The following is a 19081-nucleotide window of genomic DNA, read 5'->3' on the forward strand; positions in this document are numbered from 1 at the left end:
TATTCTTAGCGAGGTGATGCTTATTCAATAATGTTTAGATTCTAAGAATTTGTATTTGTTCGTAAGCACTTTAGAAGGATACTTCAAAAGGAGGGAACAAAGTGGATTCAATCGTTCAACTAAGTGATTTTATCGGTGGTATTGTATGGGGACCTCCATTCCTCGTTTTACTTATTGGGACAGGACTTTATTTAACGATACGTTTAGGATTTTTTCAGTTTACTCATTTAGGCCATGCATGGAAGAATACTTTCGGTGGTATGTTCAGTAAGGATAAAGAAGAAGAGGAAGGCGGTGCCATCACCTCTTTTCAGTCTGTTAGTTCAGCTATGGCAGCCACCATCGGTGTTGGGAATATCGCCGGAGTCGCAACCGCTATTTATCTCGGTGGACCAGGAGCTGTTTTCTGGATGTGGCTCTCTGCTCTAGTAGGCATGGCCACTAAATTCGGAGAAGCTTCCCTAGGCGTTAAATTTCGAAATACAAATTCAGACGGCACCTACTCCGGAGGCGTAATGCAGTACATTGAAAATGGGTTAGGCTCCAAATGGAAATGGCTTGCTGTCTTATATGCCATCTTTGCTGGCCTAGCTGCCTTAGGAATTGGAAACATGGTTCAATCTAACACCGTAGCTACCGCCATGGTAGAGTTTGGTATTCCTCCTTGGATGAGCGGCATTGTCATTGTTATTCTTGTTGGACTTGTAACCCTTGGCGGGATCGAGCGAATTGCTCAAACTGCTGAAAAAGTAGTGCCCACTATGGCTGTTATTTACATCGTTGGATCCCTCATTATCCTGGTATTAAACATCACAGAAATCCCTGCTGCTCTGAGAGATATTTTTTATTATGCTTTTAATCCCTACGCTGCCGGTGCTGGTGGTGCTGGCGTTGCGGTCGCCTCCACTATTCGATTCGGAATCGCTCGTGGCGTATTTTCAAATGAAGCTGGCCTTGGTGGTGCTTCTATTGTTCATGCACAGGCAAAAAATTCTCCAAGCCGTCAGGGAATGTGGGGGATTTGGGAAGTATTCATCGATACTATTCTTGTATGTAGTATGACTGCTTTAGTTATCTTAACCACTGGTGCTTTAGGAACAGGCGAAACTGGTGCAGATCTTACGACGGCAGCTTTTAACAAAGGTCTCCCTGGACCAGGTGGATATATTATTCTGATCTCCATAGTATTCTTTGCCTATACAACTATGTTGACCTGGTGCTTCTATGGTGAAAAAAGTTGGGAATATATTCTTGGTCCAAAAGTAGTCGTTCCTTACCGAATTCTATTCCTTGCATTTCTTTTTGTAGGCGCGGTTGGTGGCTTAGAAGTAATTTGGGGCATTGCCGATACATTAAACGGATTGATGATCGCTCCTAACCTGATTGCATTGATCCTACTGGCTACAGTTTTAGCAAAAGAGAAAGATAAATATATGGATGAATATGATCTTAAAAATAAATAACCTTTCATCCTAACATTGAAAAATCCCGCTGATCTATTCAGCGGGATTTTTTATTAAAGCTTCACAAGCTTAATTCCAGTTTCGTAACCATTCAAATTCTGTATCTCCATGCCATCTTCTTCCACATATTCAATGGTTTGTGCTAAGGTCTCATCCATAATGTAGGTTTCCCATAGATGGACTGCTTTTTGAACCTTCTCTTCTCCCTGATAGCAAACGTGAATCTGATCCATCACTTCATAGCCATTATTCTTTCTCATCTGCTGTACTTTAGATACAAACTCTCTTGCTAACCCTTCATTTACCAATTCATCTGTGAGAGTTGTGTCTAAAATAACAAACCGATTGCTTTCCATTTCTACTGTGAAGCCTTCCTTTGCGGAAATACCAATCATAACATACTCTTTTGTGATTTCCTGCACGTCTCCATCCAAATCAATTTTTATACTTTCTCCCGCCTCTAGTTTTGGTGCTTCTAGGTTTGCATCTAATTTGCCTAGTGCTTGCCCCAAGGCTTTAATGCGTTTTCCAAAAACTGGTCCCGCTGCTTTAAAGTCAGGTTTTAAGCTGAAATCCATATATTCATTTAAGTCTTTTTCAAAAATAACTTCTTTTATATTAAGTTCTTCTTTTAATAGTGGCACCAGATGAGAAATATCTTGCTCATACTTCCCATCAATATGAATCTTTTGCAACGGTTGCCGTACTTTTAAACGTGTTTTTTCCCTTGCAGCCCTTCCTAATCTTACTAAATCTCGAACTAAATCCATTCGTTCTTCTATCTCTTTATTCATCCGTTCTTTGCTGGATACAGGAAAGTAAGAGGTATGGACAGATTCTTCTCCAGTCAGCTTTTGATAGATTTCATCTGTGATAAAGGGAGCAAAAGAAGCTGCTAGTTGTACAACGCCAACTAAAATTTCATAGGTTGTCTTATATACCGCTTTTTTATCGGCGGAAAGATCTGCAGCCCAAAATCTTCTTCTGGCTCTTCTAATATACCAATTTGATAAATCTTCATTGACAAAATCCTGAATCTTACGTACTGCTCTCGTCAAGTCATAAACATCCATTTCCTTACGAACATTTTCAATCAGGTGATGGTACTTGGAAGTAATCCATTGATCTAATTCTGGCCTCTGGCTTACAGGAATGTGGAAGCTTCGCGGATCAATTTCATCTGTATTGGCGTAAAGGGTAAAAAAGCTGTATACATTCTCCAAAGTAGAGAAAAATTTACTTTTCACTTCTTTTAAACCTTCAATATCAAATTTTGTAGGCGTCCAGGCTGGAGAAACATAAAGGAGATACCAACGAAGAACATCTGCTCCAAATTTATCAAACAACTCAAATGGATCAACTGTATTTCCTTTAGACTTGGACATCTTTTGTCCATCTTTATCTAGAATCAGATCGTTCACTAAAACATTCTTATATGGTGCAATGCCTTTCACAAAGCTAGAAATAGCTAAAAGGGAATAGAACCACCCTCGTGTCTGATCAATTCCTTCGCAAATAAAATCTGCAGGAAATAGTTCCTTATCAAAAATGTCACTGTTTTCAAAAGGATAATGTTGCTGGGCAAACGGCATAGATCCACTATCAAACCAGCAATCAATAACCTCAGGTACTCTTTTCATCGTGCTACTGCAAGCTGAACAACGTAGATAAATGTCGTCCACATGCGGGCGATGCAGTTCAATCGATTCATCAATTTGTTTAGTAGCTCTTTCTGCTAATTCTTTTCTGGACCCAATAGATGTTTTTTCGCCGCATTCACATACCCAAATATTTAAAGGGGTTCCCCAGTAACGATTTCTGGAAATTGCCCAGTCGTTAAGGTTCTCAAGCCAGTTTCCAAATCGTTTTTCACCCACAAAATCCGGATACCAATTCACCTTATTATTGTTTTGAATAAGTCTTTCTTTAATCTTTGTCATTTCAATGTACCAACTTGGCTTTCCGTAATAAAGGAGTGGCGTAGAGCATCGCCAACAGTGTGGATAATTATGTGCCAACTTTTCTTTCTGGAACAATTTCCCTTCTGCTCGCAACCACTTCACAATGTCTGGGTCCGCATCGATGACAAACTGACCTTTCCATGGTGTATCAGTGTATTTTCCTTCTTCATCCACTGGCTGCAAAACTGGTAATCCATATGCTCGCCCTGTATTATAATCATCTTCGCCAAAAGCTGGTGCCATATGAACAATACCCGTACCATCTTCCGTGGTAACGAAATCTCCTAAGGTGACAAAAAAAGCTTTTTTATCTGGCTGTACAAAAGGCATTAATTGTTCATATTCAACATATTCCAATTCTTTCCCTTTTAATTCTTCCAACACTTCAAACTCATCGCCAATAACCTTTTCTGCCAATTCCTTGGCTACATAATAAACCGTATCCTTTGCTTTTACTTTCAGGTAGTTCAACTCTGGATTTACACATAGGGCAATATTAGATGCAAGGGTCCACGGTGTCGTAGTCCATACCAAAAAATACTCTTCTTTGTCCTTTCGTTTAAAGGCCACCGTAACAGTTTCACTTTTTATCTCTTTGTATCCTAAAGATACCTCATGAGAAGCCAAACCAGTACCACATCTAGGACAATAGGGTAAAATTTTATGCCCATCGTAGATAAATCCTTCTTCGAAAAACTTGTTTAAAATCCACCATACAGATTCAATATAATTGTTATCTAGGGTAATGTATGGATTATCCATATCAATAGCATACCCCATCCTACGGGTCATTTCTCTCCATTGTTTTTCATAGGAAAATACCGACTCGCGGCATTTTTCATTAAATTCTTCGATTCCATACTCTTCTATTTCCTGCTTACTGCTAAGATTCAACTGTTTTTCAACTTCGATTTCAACAGGGAGACCATGGGTATCCCAACCTGCTTTTCTTCGCACCTGCTTCCCTAGCATCGTCTGATATCGACAAACAGAATCTTTAAGGGTTCTAGAAATAACATGGTGAATCCCTGGTTTTCCATTGGCCGTAGGAGGTCCTTCATAAAAAACATAGGAGGGTTTTCCTTCACGGCTTTCAATGCTCTTTTCCAAAATTTCCTTTTCAGCCCAATACTGATTCATCTGATTTTCTCTTTCAGCAACTGGCTTCTGAGAAAGGCCTTTAAATGCTTCCATTGATTTCATCCTTTCTTTAAATGCATAGGTTCAACTTTTACAACAAAAAATCCCTGAGCATTACGCTCAGGGACGATTCTAATCTCGCGGTACCACCCTGATTACAGTCAAACCAACTGTCTCTCCATGCCTATAACGCAGGCCTACGTAAGTTCCTACTTTCTTCAGAACTTCTGCTCCGAGATGATTCTTGCAAGGGTTTTGTATGAATCTTTCAGCCTTGGACTCATTCTCTGGTGACAAAATATCATTGCAACGCTCTCATCATAACATTTTCATGTATCTGACTTTTGTTGTTCAATTATACCCATATCTTGATCGTTCGTCAAGGGAAGAGCAGTAAAATAATGTTCTCTTTATTTTTTAGGCAAGCAAAAATAAAATTCCGATCCTTTTCCTGCTTTGCTATGAACCCCTATAGACCCCTGATGCCCTTCTACTATTCGTTTTGCAATGGCTAAACCCAACCCAGTGCTTTTTTCGTCACCTGTCGGCTTAGTGCTCAGCTTGCTAAATTCAGAAAATACCTGATGCACTTCATTTTCTGGAATCCCCTGCCCTTCATCAATAACCGACGTAAGGACATGATCTTTCTCATCTCTGACACGTATCATAATTTCCGTTTTAGAATGAGAAAATTTAATGGCATTGCTAATAAGATTATTAATTACCTGCGTCATCTTATTCCTATCAAAAGTTAACATTATTATATCCTCTGGCAATTCCATTTTCAGTTCAATTCCTTTTTTTACTGCCAAAGGCTTATTAATCGTTATGCTCTCTCGTAGCGTATGAATATAATCACTAAACCGAAGGTTCAGCTCTAGATTTCCGCTCTCAATTCGACTAAGATCCAAAAGGTCATCTACCAAACGACTCATATAATCACTTACTTCGTAGATATCCTTCAGAAACAACCGATGCTCTTCCGTCATATTTTCAGATTCGTCCATCAAAAACCAAGATACATTCTGGATGGCATTAATAGGGTTTCGTAAATCATGGGTCACAGTTCCAAGGAGTTTGTTTTTCAATACGATCACTTTTTCTAGTTCTTGTTTTTGTTCCTCAATTTCTGTAACATCATCTACGGCCACCATAATCATATTCTCATTTTGATAGATAATGTGTTGTGTCGTAAACACAAAGGTCTTGTCTACTTTTTGGTTTCCAACATATAAACTTCTGTGAACTGTTTGTTTAATAGTCGGTACTTTTTGGTTAATCACTTTGCCTAATCCTTCGCTAAAGGCACATAGACTACAGTGGGAAGTATGCTGGCATCGTTTTCTTTCTTCTACTGCATAACTACAGTTAATGGCATTCCCGAAAATTTGATTGGTAAGGTCTTTCACTTCCTTATCAAAAAATTTCTCCACCGCTCCATTAATACATTGGACTTGGAAATTTTTATCCAATATAAAAATAAGAGACGTAATATGATCTAAAAGTAGGTTTAGAAATTCATTTGACTCTTTGAGATGATCCAGCTCTATTTTCATCTGCTTCTCCCTTTTACATGGATTCAGGCTTTTGTTCTTGATGAATGATATCCTCTACCAGCAGCGTGTTCTCCTTTAAAAGGTCTCTTACCATACTTTTTTCAAGTATTTTCACTACCGGCCTTGTTGGATATCCATGGTGTAGTTTTATCACGATCCCTATTTCTCCGTTGTTCAACTTCACTTTCGTCCCCATAGGATACACGGCAATATTCCGAATAAATTGAGTAGTCAAGTCCTTGTCCAAATGACCATTCACAAGAGTCATCAAGTACTCCACTGCATCATGAGGCAACATAGCTTTTTTATAAACCCGCTCACCAGTAATAGCATCATAAATATCGCATATTGCAGCCATACGGGAGTACAGATGAACTTGGGTCCAATCCTTGTTTTCTGGATAACCTTGACAATCCTTCCGTTCATGATGTTCTCTGGCGACCCTTGCAATATCTTCTGGATAATGCATCTGATGCTTAAGAATTTCATACCCCTTAATGGTATGGTTTTTCATTGTCTTCATTTCAGTGTCTGTAAGTTTCGATGGTTTCAAAAGAATAGCATCATCGATTTCTGTTTTTCCAATATCATGCAACAATCCGGCTAAAGCAGCTTCTTCTAAGGTTTTCCGTTCCATTTTCAGGGATTTCCCCATAACAATCATAAAAATAGCTACATCCACAGAGTGTATATACGTATAAAAGTCTTTTCGTCGAATTCCTTCTAACCCCAAATAAACATGCTGATACTTCTCTATGCTAGCCACTAACTCCTTCGCCGTTTCTCGCATTACTTTTTTATCTAGATTACGATTACGCTTAAACCCTTCGAATTCACTGCTCAGCGTTGTAAAAGAATCATTATATACTTTTTTTACGGCTTCAATTTGTTGAATAACCGATTCTTCGAAATGTTCGTAATAATCTTCAATTCTTTCATAACCAGTAACCTCAACCAAAAAATACTCAATGCTATTTCGTAAGAGTTGCTGTCTTAATTTTGGTGTCATCACTCTTCCCTTTGGGACCAAAACAGCACCATGGGCGTTAAACAAATCCATTTGGATCGGAGAGCCATTTTCTATTTGAGCTAGATATACTTTTTTCATAAAGGCTCTCCTCCATCGTCTGCGAAGAACGAATTGTTATGCCAGCGATAAAGCAATTTCCATCATTTGGCGGAATGTCGTCTGTCTTTCCTCAGAAGTTGTTTGTTCACCCGTAACGATGTGATCGCTGACCGTTAGAATAGATAAAGCATTCACCCCATATTTTGATGCTAAGGAGTATAACTCAGAGGTCTCCATCTCCACTGCTAACACTCCATAAGCTGCCCACATTTTCCACTCATTTGTATCCTCATGGTAAAAGCTGTCTGATGTCAAAACAGACCCAATTTTTGGATCGATTCCTTTTTCACGGGCAGTTTGAACTGCTTTTTCTAACAAAGAATAGCTGGCCGTCGGCGCAAAAGATCGCTGAGGAAACCTTATATTATTTACATTAGAATCTGTACTGGCGCTCATGGCAATAATAATATCCCTAATAGCAGCCTCTTTTTGCAAGGAACCACAACTTCCGATTCGAATTAAATTTTTCACTTCGTACTCTCGAATCAATTCGTTTACATAAATCGAAATAGAAGGAATTCCCATTCCTGTACCACTAACAGAAACCCGCTTTCCCTGATAAGTTCCAGTAAACCCATACATTCCTCGAACTTCATTAAAACAAACTGGGTTTTCCAAGTAGTTTTCTGCAATAAACTTAGCCCTCAATGGATCTCCTGGCAATAGAATTGTTTCGGCTATTTCTCCTTTTTGTGCGGCAATATGAACACTCATTATCAACACGCTCCTATCAAATTATGTATGGTATTTTAAACAATACTAACAGCTGTTATCAATGCGGCAAAGGTGGAAAATATCATCATTACCGCAACGACAATAGCAATCATTTTCCTAGTTCTCTCAGTCAAAAGGCCTCACTCCTATTTAGCTTTTTACGATTAACCACCCTATCAACTCCTCATTTTATCACAATTTCCAACTATTTCAACCACCACTATGCATATATTTTATTAGGTTGAAATATGGTTTGAAGGCCTTCTATTCTGACATTTAATTCTTGTACACTCTTTATAATGCCTTGCAACAATCCCTTGTTGGGGTGTTTCTATTAATACCTTTATATTAGCTTGTTCAGGAAAATACATTATGGGCTCATTCTTTTTTCTTCCCATAGGAAGTACATGCTCAGCTTGATAGGCCACCATTAATCCAATCTTTTTTTCACTACGAAGGCGATAGTAGGATGCAAACTGATGCAAGGAAGAAGATTCATAAATCATGGTAGACCGATGTTCCATGGCTTTACTTCCATAAAGATAATTCAATAAATCCACAAAATAATAGACGTTATCCTGCTTGACATAATTAAATACATGACCTCCATTTTCATCGCTGTAGGCAACAAACCCAACTTCATGGTATTTCCCTTTTAAAAGATAATTAAACAAACTAGATACAGCGCCACAGTTGCCATGGTTCGAAATAATCGCTTCAGGTCCACTTAGGTTATAATGCCATGTTATTGGAGGTTGATGAATTCGAATATCTCCCATTTTAGGACGGAAAAAGGATGCTCGCACATACATAATAACTTCTCCAAGGGTGTGAATTTGTTGACGAAGCAGCTCCGGCTCTCTCTGAAACCGACGCATTTCCTCTATTTTGAATCGACTCTTACCCAAACAATCAGGAGAAACATAATAGACGCCTGGTGCTACTTTTGACAGCCACCGCACAAATTTTGCAGAAATACGTTTCTTTTGCTTGTCCACTTTCATCCTTGTTCACCCTCACAGACTTGGTTTGTTATTGCTTAATACAATCTATTGTATTTTTTAAAAATACCCATTTCACCTTCTATTATTCTTATGTTTCAAAAGCGATCTTTTTCCTTCTGTATTTCAGTTCAGTACCTCTAATTACTTCCTCTAACATCAAAAAATCAAAAGCTGCCTAAAGGCAGCTAGAAGACGGAAGCAAATATAATTTAATGAATCGTTTTATCTTTTTGTTCATGTTCACCAGGAAACTCTTCTTCCAACCATTCATCTAACATATACTGAACTTCTAAACTATAGATTGCTTGATGAGAAGCTTTTTTTACTTCTTCTTCCATAAGGTCTACAATTTTTTGAACATCCTGCTCCGACATATTTTCATTAATACCAAACACTTTCTCTTTCAGTTTATCTTTATAGTTTCGATCCATAACAAAGCCTCCTCTCTTCCTTCTCTCCAAATAACGATCTCCTCTGATTTTAAACCCATTATACCAAATGATGCATAAATCGAGTGGCTACTGTAAAATAAATGGTCAGGCCAACAATATCATTAACAGTAGTAATAAAAGGACCCGAAGCTACTGCTGGGTCTATTTTCATTTTTGTCATAATAAGCGGTACAATGGTTCCTGCTAAAGTAGCGACAAAAAGTGTAATGGAAAGCGAAAGTCCAATGACAAAACCTAGCATAAGGCTTCGCTGCCACAATGCAGCTATAATACTAATAAGCACTCCATTTACCAGTCCAATAATAAGTCCGACTACCGCTTCCCGTCGTAAGAGTTTCCAAACATTTTTACCAGTAAACTGCCCCATTGTCAAACCTCTAACCACAACTGCTAAAGATTGTGTCCCTGTGTTTCCTGCCATATCAGCAATCATAGGAATGAAGACAGCCAGTACCACCACTGCATCCAAGGTCTCTTCAAATCGATCAATTATATTCCCAGCCATTACTCCAACACCCAAAAGCAATACTAGCCATGGAATCCGATTCATAGAAGCTTTTACTGCCCCTACACTTAAATCTTGCATCCCATCTTCAGAACCAGATATACCACCAAATTTCATCATATCTTCTGATGCTTCTTCTTCCAAAACGTCAATAGCATCATCAACAGTGATTACCCCTACCATTACGTCACCCTTGACGACAGGTAGTGCTAGAAAGCTATACTTACCAATAGTTCTCGCTACTTCTTCTTGATCCATCTCAACTGGAACAGAAACCACTCTCTCCGACATAATTTCTTCGATCATCGTTTGTGGACTTGACGTAATCAATTCTCTTAAAGAAACTACACCAATCAATCGGTGTGCATCGTCAATAACAAACAAATAATATACATATTCTGCATCTGGTGCCAGATTCCTTAACCTTTCAATAGCTTTTTCCACGGTATCATGTTGGTACAGGACAAAAAAATCAGTGGTCATCAAACCACCTGCTGTGTTCTCGTGGTAAGCCAATAGTTGACGAATGTCACCAGCAGATTCTGGATCTAGTTTGGTCAAAATTTCTTCTTTTTCAGCTTCACACAACTCACCTAAATAGTCTGCCGCTTCATCTGGCGCCATTCGTTCAATGATCCTAACACCACGAATTGGACCCATAGTCTCTAGCAGCGCTTCCTGCTCTTCGTAATCCAATTCTTCCAATAGATCTGCCAGTTCTTCATCTGTCAGCTTTCCAAAAAGAACCCTTTCTTCTTCTTCTAACTCCAATAAAGCCTGGGCCATATCATAGGGATGAATTTCTTCCAGAATTTGTCTCAGCATGGCTGCATCTTCTTTTCGAATGGCCTCTGCTATTTCTTGATGCAAATTTTCATGAATATCTGGCATCCAATCCCTCCCTTCGAGAAAATTAAAGTAAATATAACACACTTGATGGGTTGGGTCAACGCATACGATGAGCTGGATTTATCCAATACACCACTGCTTCATAGATTTTTTCCAATTCTATCGGTTTCGTCAGTAGGTCATCAAACCCTTGGGCATGTAGTTTGTTCACGCTTTCATCTGTTCTATAACATAACAAAGCAATAATGGGCGTATATTGGCCAATTTCTCTTTCATATTCCCTAATCAATTGAACAGCATCAAATCCATCCATCATCGGCATCTGTATATCCATTAAAATTAAATCATAACGCTTATGTGTATAGTATTGTACTGCATCAAGGCCATCCTCTACAAAGTCCGCATCAATATTCAAGCTATGGAATACTTTCTTCATTAATACTCGAGTAGGTTTATCGTCATCTGCCAATAGCAGCTTCAATGAGCTCTCGAAAGGCTTGATTTTCCTTCCTCTTTTCAAATTTTTACCTAATTGCTCTAAAGCCCTTCGACTATCCTCTGTTATGTTCAAAGGAACCTCAAAATAGAAGGTGCTCCCTTCTCCTTTTGTACTGATAACATCCATATGACCACCCATCATCTCGATATACTGACGAGCCATAGGAAGACCTACCCCCACGCCTCCATATACCTTTTTGCTTCCATCGTCTACTTGATAAAAAGGATCAAATAGACTAGGAACATGGCCATAGGCTACACCTATCCCCGTGTCTTTTATTTCAATTCTAAAAACACCTACATCTTCTGTGTATTCTTTCAAGAAAGAAACAATTTCAACAGTTCCTTCTTTTGTAAATTTGATGGCATTTCTCAAGAGATGACAGATCGTTTTTACCAATTTATCTTGATCACCTATAACCATTACATTGCTCAAGTCTTCACCAGATACCCTAAAGTCGATTTGCTTCACTTCCAGCAACCTAAAAAAAGGATCTATGCTTGCGTTTATCATCTGCTGAAAATCAAAGACTACCTCTTTCAATACTTCTGTTCCATTATGTAGTTTCGATAACCTGAGTAAGTCATCTACTAAATCTAAAAGATGATTTGCTGAGTCATTGGTGTAAGCTAGAAGTTCCTTTTGCTCTTCCGATACCACCAATTCATCCATCATGGTTAACATCCCCAAAATACCATGTAGCGGAGTTCGCAATTCATGACTCATATTGGATAAAAAGGCATTTTTACTGGCATTGGCCTTTTCAGCTCTTTCTTTAGAAGCAATTAATTTATTTTCAACTGCTTTTCGATCTGAAATATCTCTTACAATTCCCACCGCATGAAATCCATCATCCTGCTTAAAAGCAGAAAGGGATAATTCAATAGGGAATACCGTGCCATTTCTTTTAATTCCCTGAAGCTCAACGGTTTTTCCAATGGCCATTCCTTTTCCAGTTTTTTGAAACTGGAAAAGATTTCTTTCGTATTGACTATGGTAGTGATTGGGGCAGAGTGTTGAATGCAAGTCCTTTCCCAATACTTCATCGGAATGATACCCAAAAATTCTCTCTGCACTTTTATTCCATCCAGAAATAGACCCATTTTCATCCATTAAAACAATAGCGTCTTGAGCTGCTTCCAACACATGTCGAAATCGAGTTTCTCCTTTAATAAGCTCTTGCTCAACCTGTACCTGCTTTGAAATATCTCTAGAAGTAACCAATCTCATAGGCTGATCGTAAGATTCAAGATTTTTCCCATTACCAGAGGATTCTAGCCAAGTATAGCCTCCACTTTTATGCTTCACACGATACCGCAAGGAAGTTGGCTTCTTTCCACTAAAGCCTTCATCCATTTTTTCATTCACAAATTTTTGATCCTCTTGATGCACTAGTTCAAAAATAGAGGTACCTTCCAGTGTTTCAGGAGCGTACCCCAAAATATCAAGACACGATGGAGAAGTATATCGAATCATCCCATCTCTATCAAGAATGGTGACCAGATCCGTTGTGTGAACTAATATTTCTTTTGGATTAATTTCCATCCTTAAAATCCCCTTTTAACCATCATAAAGACACAAGGATTTTATACCCTGTTCACGTTATCTTAATCGTTGGCTTCTGTTGAAAGTCCAAAAAGGAATAGCCAAAACGTTGAAACAGATCAAATAGTTCTGAAATCGGTAACCCTACTACGTTATAATAGCAACCATGAATAGACTCCACCAGCATTGCTCCTTCTTCCTGAATGGCGTAACCTCCAGCTTTATCCATATAATGAGCATGATTGACATACCAGTCTATTTCCTGTTCATTCAAATGCCTAAATGTAACTTCTGTGCACGCTATAATCGTTTCTCTCTGGGAAAGAAAGGGAACCACCATACTAACAGCAGTCAACACTTGATGGGTTTTACCAGACATAGTCTTAATCATTTCCAGCAGATGCATAGGATTGTGGGGTTTTCCAAAAATTTCCCCATCCATTACAACTACCGTATCCGCTCCCAAAACCATGTATTCCCCATCGGAATATCGCTTTGCCACTTCTTCAGCTTTGGATTGACTCAGAATTTTAACGCGTTCTTCTACAGTCTGATGTATCCATTGTTTCATAATTTCTTCTTCCTTTACATGGCTTTGTTCATGCCGAAAGGATATTCCTATTTTACGAAGTATTTCTTTACGCCTTGGCGATGCTGATGCTAGTATTAATTCCATTTTGCTCCCTCCTATATAGGACTACTTTTAGAACGGATTAACATGATTCGATAACTGTTTTTTTGTGCTATATCTGTTATAATTATAAAGATTGAAATCAAAGAAGTCAAAGGAGGATCTATATGCTATCCAGTGTCAGGCGAGTTTTTGTTGAAAAAAAACAGAATTTCCAAACAGAGTCTGAAAGCCTTCTTCAAAATTTACAAGAGAGCTTTTTCTTACCTTCTCTTACATATCTCCGAATTCTAAATCGTTATGATATCGAAGGAATATCAGCTGAAGCTTATGAAAAGGCAAAGTATACCATTTTTTCAGAAATCCCTGTTGATAATCTTTATGAAGATACTTTCCCTGTGGAGGAAGGAGCTGTTATAGTTGCTGTGGAATTGCTTCCAGGACAATATGACCAACGAGCAGATTCAACAGAACAGTGCATTGAACTTCTTTCTCAAGGTCCACGTCCAGTAGTAGCTACTGCTAAAGTCTATGTGTTCAACAGTTCTCTCTCTGATTCTGATTTAACCATTATCAAAAGTCATCTTATTAACCCAGTGGAATCAAGGGAAGCCTCTTTAGAAAAACCAAAGACCTTAAACAACCCGATGCCCAATCCAGAACCCGTTAAATTCCTCGAAGGATTTATAGATTGGGACAAAAAATTGATACAGCAGACCCGACACGAAATGGGTCTTGCCATGAGTCAAGATGACCTTCTATACTGCCAGAGCTATTTCCGAGACGAAGAAAAACGTGATCCTTCCATTACTGAAATTAAAATGATTGATACTTATTGGTCTGATCATTGCCGCCACACCACTTTTATGACAGAAATTAAAGATGTAGAAATTCAAGATAGCCTGTTAAATCAACCAGTAAAAGATACCTATCAGTTATATCTGGATACGAGAAAAAGCGTACATGGCCACCGTTTGGAAGAAAAGTATCCTTGTTTAATGGACCTGGCGGTTCTCTCCATGAAAGAACTTCGACAGCAGGGATTGTTAGACGATCTTGAGGTTTCCGAAGAAATCAATGCCTGTAGCATCAATGTTCCCGTAGAGATAGACAACACGATACAAGAGTGGTTGGTGATGTTTAAAAATGAAACTCATAACCATCCCACTGAAATAGAACCTTTTGGTGGAGCTGCTACCTGTTTGGGTGGGGCTATTCGAGACCCTTTATCTGGCAGGTCTTATGTGTACCAAGCTATGCGAATTAGCGGATGTGGAGATCCAAGAACCCCTCTTTCCGAAACAATTCCCGGAAAACTCCCACAACGAAAAATAACTCAAGAAGCAGCCAAGGGCTACAGCTCTTATGGCAACCAAATCGGATTGGCAACAGGCCATGTTCGAGAAATATATCATCCTGGTTATGTGGCCAAACGCATGGAATTAGGTGCTGTCATAGCAGCTGCTCCAAAAGATCAAGTAATCCGAAAAAGCCCACAGCTTGGTGATGTCATATTATTAGTGGGCGGTAAGACTGGTAGAGATGGATGCGGTGGTGCTACAGGTTCCTCCAAAGAACATGACGAACACTCCTTAGAAAGCTGTGGTGCTGAGGTACAAAAAGGGAATGCTCCGACAGAAAGAAAAATTCAGCGGCTTTTTAGAAAACCAGAAGTCAGTCGTTTAATAAAAAAATGTAATGATTTTGGTGCTGGAGGTGTTGCTGTTGCCATTGGAGAACTAGCAGATGGACTAGAGATCGATTTAAATAACGTACCAAAAAAATATGAAGGCTTAGACGGTACGGAGTTGGCCATTTCTGAGTCCCAAGAAAGAATGGCCATCGTATTAGAACCCACAGATGTAGATTTTTTTATCCAAGAATCCCACAAAGAAAACCTAGAGGCAACTCCGGTTGCCACCGTAACCAGTAACCGACGTTTACAAATAAGCTGGCGTAACCAAAGAATTGTAGATATTTCAAGAGATTTTCTGGACACAAATGGCGTGAAACAATCTGCACGTCTAAAAATCCTGGCGCCTAAAGATTCAAACAATCCATTTAACTCTCTACCAGAAGATATACGACCCTTTATTAAAAATGGACAGATTCAATGGAAAGAAGCCTGGAAAGCCAATCTTGAAAACTTAAATGCCTGCAGTCAAAAAGGCTTAGTAGAAACATTCGATCACAGCGTAGGTGCCGCCACTGTCACTATGCCCTTAGGCGGAAAAATGCAGTTAACTCCATCCCAAGGAATGGCCGCCAAAATCCCCGTTCTTCAAGGTAACACTACAACTGCAACCATCATGACAGCCGGCTATGATCCCATGATTGCTTCCTGGAGTCCCTATCATGGTGGATTTTACGCCGTCATCGAATCCCTTTCACGTTTAGCGGCTATGGGGGCTAATTATTCCAACGCTCGGTTGACACTGCAGGAATATTTCGAAAAATTAGGCGAAGATCCTGAAAAATGGGGTAAGCCAATGGCATCTCTTTTAGGTGCTTATGCAGTACAAAAGCACCTTTCCATCCCCGCTATCGGTGGAAAAGATAGTATGTCTGGTACTTTTAAAGAGATGGATGTTCCACCAACTTTAGTTTCCTTTGCAGTAGCTATCGAAAAAGCGGACAAGCTGATTTCACCAGAATTTAAAAAACCAGATAAACCAGTTATGATTACTCGAGTACCTAACAACGAATCATTTCTTCCATCCTTAAAGGAATTAAAGAAAATGTATGCAACTGTTTATCAAATGATTCAACAAGGTGAAATCTTATCGGCTAAAACCATCCATCACCGAGGTATTGCTGCTAGCATCAGTCACATGTGCTTTGGAAATGCCATTGGATTTACATTCTTTGACCCATTACCACTTGAAGCAGAGGCATTATGGTTACCCGATCCAGCTAACTTAATTTTAGAGATGAAAGATGAAGCCGCTGCCGAAAAACTATTTCATACGATTCCAAGCTACCATCTTGGGCATACTTCCGATACTCCTATGATAAAAATCAGTCATGAAATCATGAATCTAGAATCTCTGCAGGAAGTCTGGAGTAGTACTTTGGAGCCGATTTTTCCAACTAAAAAAGAAACAATTGGAAGCATTCATCAAGTCTCAAGCTTTCAACCCTCCTCTCGTTCCCTGCCAGCCATTAAAATAGCAAGGCCGAGAGTAGTAATTCCAACTTTCCCTGGAACCAACAGTGAATATGATACTGCCAGAGCCCTTGAAAAAGCTGGTGCAATTCCAGAAATAGTAGTCATTAGAAATCTTTCTTCCCAGGACATTGAAGACAGCGTTCATGAAATCACCAGCAAAATTGATCAAGCACAAATGGTTGTTATTCCTGGAGGATTCAGTGCTGGCGACGAACCCGATGGTTCTGGTAAATTTATTAATGTTTTTTTCAGAAACCCACGATTACAAGATTCTATTCATCATCTTTTGAAGCAACGAGATGGATTAATGCTAGGTATTTGCAATGGATTTCAAGCCTTAATCAAGCTGGGCCTAGTGCCTTTTGGTGAAATCAAGGAATTAAATGTGGATTCACCTACGTTAACCTACAATGCCATCGGACGTCATGTTTCCTGTATGATTAACACTCGTGTCCTATCTACCCTTTCCCCGTGGTTTTCCTTGATGAAACCTGGGGATATTCATACCATTCCAGTTTCTCATGGCGAAGGACGTTTTGTTGCCAATGAAACCGACTATATGAAATGGGCTAAAGCAGGTCAGATTGCAACTCAATATATCAATGATCAAGGCAATCCAACCATGGATATTCGATTTAATCCCAATGGCTCTTATCAAGCTGTCGAAGCCCTTAGCAGCCCTGATGGTCGTGTCTTGGGGAAAATGGGTCACTCTGAGAGGTATGGCGACTCTGTTGGAGTAAATATCCCTGGCCATAAAGAACAAAAGTTATTTGAATCAGGTGTCTATTATTTTAGTTAATTTGAATACTTTATTTCAGGAGGTATCACATGACAAAAAAATGGTTTTATGAACAACATAGCCCTTCTACGGTTTTCGGATACGAAATCAATCCAGTTTACGAGGAAAAAACAGAATTCCAACATTTACAAATTGCTGACAACGATCATTTTGGTCGCATGCTTATTTTAGACGATGTCGTTCAAACAACAGAAAAGGAAGAGTTTATCTACCATGAAATGATGAGCCATTTGCCAATTATGGCATTGGATCGTCCCATTCAGTCCATTTTGATTATTGGCGGTGGCGACGGTGGGATTCTTGAAGAATGCCTTAAGCATCAGAGTCTTCAACGTATTACTATGGTAGATATAGACAAACGAGTGATTGAGCTTAGCAAAGAAATGCTTTTTTTCACAGAAGCATTTAGTGATCCACGGTTTGAATTGATCATAGGGGATGGAGCTTCTTATGTGAATAGTCCTGAAGCACTCCAACGAAAATTCGATATCATTATCGTTGATTCTCCAGATCCTATAGGGCCCGCAAAAGTCCTCTTTGAAACTCCTTTTTATCAAAGCATCCGAAATTGCCTTAACCCAGACGGTATTATGGTTCGACAGGCTGGAGTTCCAGTTTTCCAAGCACCAGAATTAAAAGAAGCTGTGGAACGAGTTGGCCGTTGCTTCCCAAAAGTAGAGGTTTATCGCGGAGTTGTACCTGTATATGGTGGCGATATGGCTTTCGTCATCGCTTCCGCAAATGGTCGTAGCTGTCGCTATCCAAGAGCTCCTTTCACTGGAGATTACTATAATAAGGCTTTTCATTCTGCTGCCTTCTCACTCCCTACCTGGTGGTATAGCTTAACTGGACTTTCCATGGATGAATAAGCCAGAAAGGGGTAATCTCATGACAAAAAAAGATAATGGGAACAAAGATCAACGGATGGCCATGTTAATTGATGGTGATAATGCTCAACCTTCGCTACTTGCGAAAATGCTGACAGAAGCTGGAAAATATGGAGCTGTTACTATAAAGCGTATTTATGGAGATTGGACTACTCCAGAAATGAAAGGCTGGAAAGAATCTCTCAACAATCATGCTTTCCAGCCTATCCAACAATTCCGATATACCGTTGGAAAAAATTCAACAGATAGCGCTTTAATTATTGACGCTATGGATATTTTACATGGAAAACTAGTAGATGGATTTGCTATTGTTTCCAGTGATAGTGACTATACTCGCCTAGCAACTCGTATTCGAGAAAACGGAACTTTCGTCATGGGCATCGGAGAACAAAAAACCCCTAAAGCTTTCGTTAATGCCTGCGATATATTTATTTACACCGAGAACATTGCACCTCAAGAACCAAAGACGGTCAACAGGTCTACAGGTACTCGTAAAAAAGAAAAATCCAAACACACTTTGTTAATGGAGCTCCTTAAAGAAGCCTATGAAATGGTAGTCCAAGAAGATGGCTGGACTCATCTTGGATCTCTTGGTAAGGCACTACTACAGCTAGACCCTGGTTTTGATCCACGCACCTATGGATTTAGACAACTTTCTCAATTAATCGAAGCCTTTCCAAAGCATTTCCAACTTAAAAGAATGGATGATGTGGGTCCAAGCAGTGTATATGTCAAATTAATGGATCCATCAAATTAGTTATTCCACATAAAAACC

Annotated in this window: 13 protein-coding genes and 1 other annotated feature; of the genes, 4 read left to right on the forward strand and 9 right to left on the reverse strand. The window is 39.3% G+C overall.

Annotated elements, in window-relative coordinates; genetic code table 11:
* The first annotated feature begins 101 nt into the window (after positions 1–101).
* Positions 102–1463 (forward strand): alanine/glycine:cation symporter family protein, encoded by a 1362-nt coding sequence (locus ACZ47N_RS01735; protein WP_464887421.1) that lies wholly within the window; start codon positions 102–104, stop codon positions 1461–1463.
* Positions 1464–1516: 53 nt separating this feature from the next.
* Here ACZ47N_RS01735 and ileS read toward each other — a convergent pair whose 3' ends face one another.
* The 9 genes from ileS to ACZ47N_RS01780 all read right to left on the reverse strand — a co-directional run bounded on the left by ileS (position 1517) and on the right by ACZ47N_RS01780 (position 13493).
* On the reverse strand, positions 1517–4618 hold the full coding sequence (gene ileS / locus ACZ47N_RS01740) for an isoleucine--tRNA ligase (RefSeq protein ID WP_464887422.1): 3102 nt from the start codon (positions 4616–4618) through the stop codon (positions 1517–1519).
* 65 nt (positions 4619–4683) lie between these two features.
* Positions 4684–4895, reverse strand: a binding site (T-box leader).
* 79 nt (positions 4896–4974) lie between these two features.
* Positions 4975–6120, reverse strand: coding sequence for a sensor histidine kinase (locus ACZ47N_RS01745; protein WP_464887423.1), 1146 nt, complete (start codon positions 6118–6120; stop codon positions 4975–4977).
* A 13-nt stretch (positions 6121–6133) separates the two neighbouring features.
* On the reverse strand, positions 6134–7228 hold the full coding sequence (locus ACZ47N_RS01750) for an HD-GYP domain-containing protein (RefSeq protein ID WP_464887424.1): 1095 nt from the start codon (positions 7226–7228) through the stop codon (positions 6134–6136).
* 36 nt (positions 7229–7264) lie between these two features.
* Positions 7265–7963 (reverse strand): purine-nucleoside phosphorylase, encoded by a 699-nt coding sequence (gene deoD, locus ACZ47N_RS01755; protein WP_464887425.1) that lies wholly within the window; start codon positions 7961–7963, stop codon positions 7265–7267.
* A 236-nt stretch (positions 7964–8199) separates the two neighbouring features.
* A complete protein-coding gene (locus ACZ47N_RS01760) occupies positions 8200–8967 on the reverse strand; it encodes a hypothetical protein (protein WP_464887426.1) in 768 nt (255 codons plus the stop codon).
* A 209-nt stretch (positions 8968–9176) separates the two neighbouring features.
* Entirely contained in the window at positions 9177–9398 is a 222-nt protein-coding gene (locus ACZ47N_RS01765; protein ID WP_464887427.1) for a hypothetical protein, read from the reverse strand.
* A gap of 58 nt (positions 9399–9456) precedes the next feature.
* On the reverse strand, positions 9457–10815 hold the full coding sequence (mgtE, locus tag ACZ47N_RS01770) for a magnesium transporter (RefSeq protein ID WP_464887428.1): 1359 nt from the start codon (positions 10813–10815) through the stop codon (positions 9457–9459).
* 55 nt (positions 10816–10870) lie between these two features.
* Positions 10871–12817 carry a PAS domain-containing hybrid sensor histidine kinase/response regulator gene (locus ACZ47N_RS01775; RefSeq protein ID WP_464887429.1) on the reverse strand — a complete coding sequence of 649 codons (1947 nt, stop codon included), beginning with the start codon at positions 12815–12817 and terminating at the stop codon, positions 10871–10873.
* A 52-nt stretch (positions 12818–12869) separates the two neighbouring features.
* Complete coding sequence (locus tag ACZ47N_RS01780; protein WP_464887430.1) at positions 12870–13493, reverse strand: Maf family protein; 624 nt, start codon at positions 13491–13493, stop codon at positions 12870–12872.
* Positions 13494–13615: 122 nt separating this feature from the next.
* On the opposite strand from ACZ47N_RS01780, the gene ACZ47N_RS01785 reads away from it, so the two are divergent.
* From ACZ47N_RS01785 to ACZ47N_RS01795, 3 genes are read left to right on the forward strand one after another with little or no spacing between them, the layout of a single operon-like run.
* Positions 13616–17419: a phosphoribosylformylglycinamidine synthase gene (locus ACZ47N_RS01785; RefSeq protein WP_464887431.1), complete on the forward strand. Its 3804-nt coding sequence runs from the start codon at positions 13616–13618 to the stop codon at positions 17417–17419.
* Between the two features lie 29 nt (positions 17420–17448).
* On the forward strand, positions 17449–18288 hold the full coding sequence (gene speE, locus ACZ47N_RS01790; RefSeq protein WP_464887432.1) for a polyamine aminopropyltransferase: 840 nt from the start codon (positions 17449–17451) through the stop codon (positions 18286–18288).
* A 19-nt stretch (positions 18289–18307) separates the two neighbouring features.
* Complete coding sequence (locus tag ACZ47N_RS01795) at positions 18308–19063, forward strand: NYN domain-containing protein (protein ID WP_464887433.1); 756 nt, start codon at positions 18308–18310, stop codon at positions 19061–19063.
* The last annotated feature ends 18 nt before the right edge of the window (positions 19064–19081 follow it).

Source organism: Tindallia texcoconensis (assembly GCF_055383815.1).

Excerpts from the sequence above, each read along its gene's own strand:
- ileS (WP_464887422.1), bottom strand. The coding sequence starts at position 4,618 with ATGGAAGCATTTAAAGGCCTTTCTCAGAAGCCAGTTGCTGAAAGAGAA.
- ACZ47N_RS01785 (WP_464887431.1), top strand. The coding sequence starts at position 13,616 with ATGCTATCCAGTGTCAGGCGAGTTTTTGTTGAAAAAAAACAGAATTTC.
- ACZ47N_RS01745 (WP_464887423.1), bottom strand. The coding sequence starts at position 6,120 with ATGAAAATAGAGCTGGATCATCTCAAAGAGTCAAATGAATTTCTAAAC.
- ACZ47N_RS01760 (WP_464887426.1), bottom strand. The coding sequence starts at position 8,967 with ATGAAAGTGGACAAGCAAAAGAAACGTATTTCTGCAAAATTTGTGCGG.
- ACZ47N_RS01795 (WP_464887433.1), top strand. The coding sequence starts at position 18,308 with ATGACAAAAAAAGATAATGGGAACAAAGATCAACGGATGGCCATGTTA.
- ACZ47N_RS01750 (WP_464887424.1), bottom strand. The coding sequence starts at position 7,228 with ATGAAAAAAGTATATCTAGCTCAAATAGAAAATGGCTCTCCGATCCAA.
- mgtE (WP_464887428.1), bottom strand. The coding sequence starts at position 10,815 with ATGCCAGATATTCATGAAAATTTGCATCAAGAAATAGCAGAGGCCATT.
- deoD (WP_464887425.1), bottom strand. The coding sequence starts at position 7,963 with ATGAGTGTTCATATTGCCGCACAAAAAGGAGAAATAGCCGAAACAATT.
- ACZ47N_RS01780 (WP_464887430.1), bottom strand. The coding sequence starts at position 13,493 with ATGGAATTAATACTAGCATCAGCATCGCCAAGGCGTAAAGAAATACTT.
- ACZ47N_RS01765 (WP_464887427.1), bottom strand. The coding sequence starts at position 9,398 with ATGGATCGAAACTATAAAGATAAACTGAAAGAGAAAGTGTTTGGTATT.
- speE (WP_464887432.1), top strand. The coding sequence starts at position 17,449 with ATGACAAAAAAATGGTTTTATGAACAACATAGCCCTTCTACGGTTTTC.
- ACZ47N_RS01775 (WP_464887429.1), bottom strand. The coding sequence starts at position 12,817 with ATGGAAATTAATCCAAAAGAAATATTAGTTCACACAACGGATCTGGTC.